Raw genomic sequence first — 3,789 nt, 5'->3', positions numbered from 1 at the left:
AATTAGGGATATTTTTGGATTTGCTTTCTTTTTTGTTTTTTTTTTATTTATTTGTTTTTTGTTTCCTTATATTTTTATGGATGTAGAGAATTTTATTTCTTCTAATCCTTTGGTTACTCCCGTTCATATTCAACCTGAATGATATTTTTTATTTGCTTATACTATTTTACGTTCTATTTCTAGAAAAATTGGAGGAGTAATCGCTTTAGTTATATCGGTGGTTATTTTATATTTTTTACCTTTTTTTTTGAAGCATCGTTTTCGAAGAACTTTATTTTATTATTTTATAAAGTTTATATATTGGGTTTTTGTTGTAAATTGAATATTGTTAACATGAATTGGTGCGTGTGTTGTAGAATATCCATATATAGGGTTGGGGATAGTATTTAGTTTTTTGTATTTTATAATATTTATAGTTTTTTGAATAATTTATGAAATTCAGGATTTTATAATTTTATAAGTTGTGTTTGGCTTTATTTTAATTGTTTTGAAAACAATTTTTAAGAAATTTTCTTTAAAGTCTGATTGGTTAGTTTAAGTAAAACATAAATTTTGTAAATTTAAAATTAATTAAATATGAATGGAATAATGAATGGTAATATAATAATAAATATTGATAAAGGTAGAAATATTTTTCATCTTATTAATATTAATATATCATATCGAAATCGAGGATATGTTCCTCGTACTCAAATTAATATAATTGTGATTATGATTATAATTGTTATTGAAATGATAGATTTAATAGGACTAAAAAATATTATAGTTGAAATTATTCTTAAAATAAGTATTCTTAAATATTCTGATAGAAAAATTAAAGCAAATCATCCTCCTATATATTCAACATTGAAACCTGAAACTAATTCGGATTCTCCTTCTGCAAAATCGAATGGTCTACGATTAGTTTCTGCTAAACAAGAAGATAATCATATAATAAATAAGAGAATATTTCCAAAAAAAAAGTATAATATATACTGAGATTCTTCTATTTGAGTAAATGAATAGGATTGAGATAATAAAACTAAAAATAAAATGATTATGAAAAATGGTACTTCATAAGAAATTATTTGTGCAACTCTTCGAATAGATCCTAAATGACAATATTTTGAATTAGTTGATCATCCAATAAGTAGAATGAAATATACTCCTATTCTTGATAAAATAAAAAATATTAATAAATTATGTTTAATGTCAATTAAGGTTGAAAAATTATATATTATTAATGGGATTATGCATAGGGAGATAAATAAAGAAAGAAAAGGAGTTATAAATGATAATGTAAAGTTTATAGATTCTAAAGATAATAAATTTTTATTAAAAAGTTTAATAGCATCTCTAAAGGGTTGAAGAATTCCTATAATACCTACTTTATTAGGTCCTTTTCGAATTTGAATATATCTTAAAATTTTTCGTTCTAATAATGTATAAAAAGCTACTCTGATTAGAATTCTAAGGGAAATCAAAATAAAATTTAAAAATGAGGTAATTATATATAGTTAATTAGATTCTAATTCTAATGCATTATTCTGCCAATATTATAATACTATTATTTTCTTAGGTCCTTTCGTACTAGAAGAATTTTGTTAGAAGATAGAAACCGACCTGGTTTACACCGGTCTGAACTCAAATCATGTAATTTTTTAAAAGTCGAACAGACTTTCTTAATTAACTATTGCGTAAATTAGAATATTAAATCAACATCGAGGTTGCAATCTTTATTTTAAATAAGATCTTAAAAATTTTATTACACTGTTATCCCTACGGTAACTTAATTATGTTATTAATTATATTAGGTCAAATTAAATATTTAATATTATTAAAGTAATAATTAATTAACTGCCCCAGTTAAACTGAAGTGAAGTTCGATAGGGTCTTATCGTCTTTCTTTTTAAAAATTGTTTTTTTACAATTAAAATAATTTAAATAATTTTTTAAAAAAAATCTATTGAGATGTTAAGTCTTTTGTTCTAGTCTTTAATTAAAAGACAAATTATTATGCTACCTTAGCACAAAAGCGGCTATTTAAATTTCATTGAGCAGACTTTATTATTAATTAATGCTAATAAAAATGTTTTTGTTAAACAGTCACTCAATTTTGGATGAGTTTTTATTAAAAATATTAATAGTTTACTTATATTATCATTATATTTTTATGTAATATTTTTAAAAATATTATAATTTGAGAATTTTTATTAGTGTAAGTTATTATACTTTTTAAATACTATAAGTTTTTAATTTGATTTTAAAGATTTTAAATTGATTTAATAAATTATTTTATTAAATTTTATTTAAAATTATTTTTTTCTTTTTAAACCAGATATAATATATACGAAAATGTTTAATTTCTATTAATAATTTTAATAATTTTTTGAAATAAATATTATAAATATTAATAGATCATATAATTTCGGGATTAGAAAATTTTTTTTTTTAAAATTGATAAATCCTGATACCAAAGGAACATGGTTTTTCTTTTTAATAATTGTATATACCTTTTCAGTTTTAATATAAGTGTTATTGTAATATAATAAAAAAAATTTTTTTAATAAAAAATATTTATGGAAGTTATAAAAGATTATTTTCAGTGTAAGTGAAATACTATAAAAGTTTATTTGATCTTGATACTTTTTCCAAAATATCAACTATGTTACGACTTACCTTATTTTTGATAAGGGTGACGGGCGATATGTGCACATTTATTATCTAAATCATATAAGAATATTATTAATATATTACTTTTAAATCCTTTTTTATAAAATATTATTATATAATAATCCTTAAATTAATTTTAAAGTAACCCATTATTTACTTTAATATTGATTACACCTTGACCTAACTTTTTATTTTTTATTGAAAATATTATTATAAAATTAGTTTTTTAGATGGCGGTATATAAATTTTTAATTAAAGTTAAAATTAACGTGGGTTGTCGATTAAAAAACAGGTTCCTCTAATAAGATGAAATGCCGCCATTATAATTAGGTTTTAATTAAAATTTTTACTTCCTAAATTTTTTAATATACTAGGGTATCTAATCCTATTTTAAATTTAAAATTTTTTTTAATTTTTTTTTTATATATTTGTATAATGAAATTTTATCTTAAATTAATTGGTATATAAATATATTAATTTTAATGTTATTTAATATAATTAGATTACAAGTATAACCGCGATTGCTGGCACTTAAATTTATCAATTATATTATTAATTATTCTTTTATATTTTATAAGGAAAGATGATTTTAAAACAAAATTATTTTTATATTTTAATATTAATTGATTATATTAACACTTTTTATATTGTTTTTCTATTAGATACGATATATCTCTATAAAAATCAAATTTTTATGTGCGTTGACACTTTAATAGATTTACGAATAATAAATGAAAATGAATGATTTTTTTTTTTCACTATTTTACTAAAATCAAAGGAAAAAAAATCCATACCTCAAAACTTTTTAAAGTTATTATTATGCGAGGACATTTATGATATTCGAACGTAATTTTAATGTAAATTTTTTGTACTTCATTATATGTAACTCTTCATTTTTATGAATTGGAGTTCTAGGATTAATATATATATATATATTTAAAACTTATTAGAAATAGGAATTGTATATCCGTCCAGGCCCCGGCGGGGGGGAAAAGCCGGGGCCTGGGGGGGAAACGTATATACTTCTTCTTGATTGATAAATAAATATAGAGTGTAGTATTATATATGTATATAATTGTGTTTATTATATTCCTTTGTTCTCATTATTTGTATGAGAGAGGATAGAATAAGGTGAGA

1 protein-coding gene and 2 pseudogenes are annotated in these 3,789 nt (G+C 20.8%); 2 read left to right on the top strand and 1 reads right to left on the bottom strand.

Annotated elements, in window-relative coordinates; genetic code table 11:
- Window positions 1–154: 154 nt before the first annotated feature.
- Both DRW41_RS23790 and DRW41_RS23910 read left to right on the top strand, forming a co-directional pair.
- Window positions 155–322, top strand: a pseudogene (locus DRW41_RS23790) (hypothetical protein); the annotation flags it as partial.
- A 254-nt stretch (window positions 323–576) separates the two neighbouring features.
- On the top strand, window positions 577–978 hold the full coding sequence (locus tag DRW41_RS23910) for a hypothetical protein (protein WP_240612596.1): 402 nt from the start codon (window positions 577–579) through the stop codon (window positions 976–978).
- On the opposite strand, the pseudogene DRW41_RS23785 reads toward DRW41_RS23910, so the two are convergent.
- Window positions 927–1,463 (bottom strand): annotated as a pseudogene (locus tag DRW41_RS23785) (NADH-quinone oxidoreductase subunit H). The gene DRW41_RS23910 and the pseudogene DRW41_RS23785 sit on opposite strands and share 52 nt — an antisense overlap.
- Between the last annotated feature and the right edge of the window lie 2,326 nt (window positions 1,464–3,789).

Origin of the sequence: Neobacillus piezotolerans, assembly GCF_003362805.1 — a bacterium.
GTDB classification, from domain to species: Bacteria; Bacillota; Bacilli; order Bacillales; family Cytobacillaceae; genus Bacillus_D; species Bacillus_D piezotolerans.
Note: the sequence above shows the minus strand (reverse complement) of the source record. Positions and strands in the feature narration are given on the sequence as shown.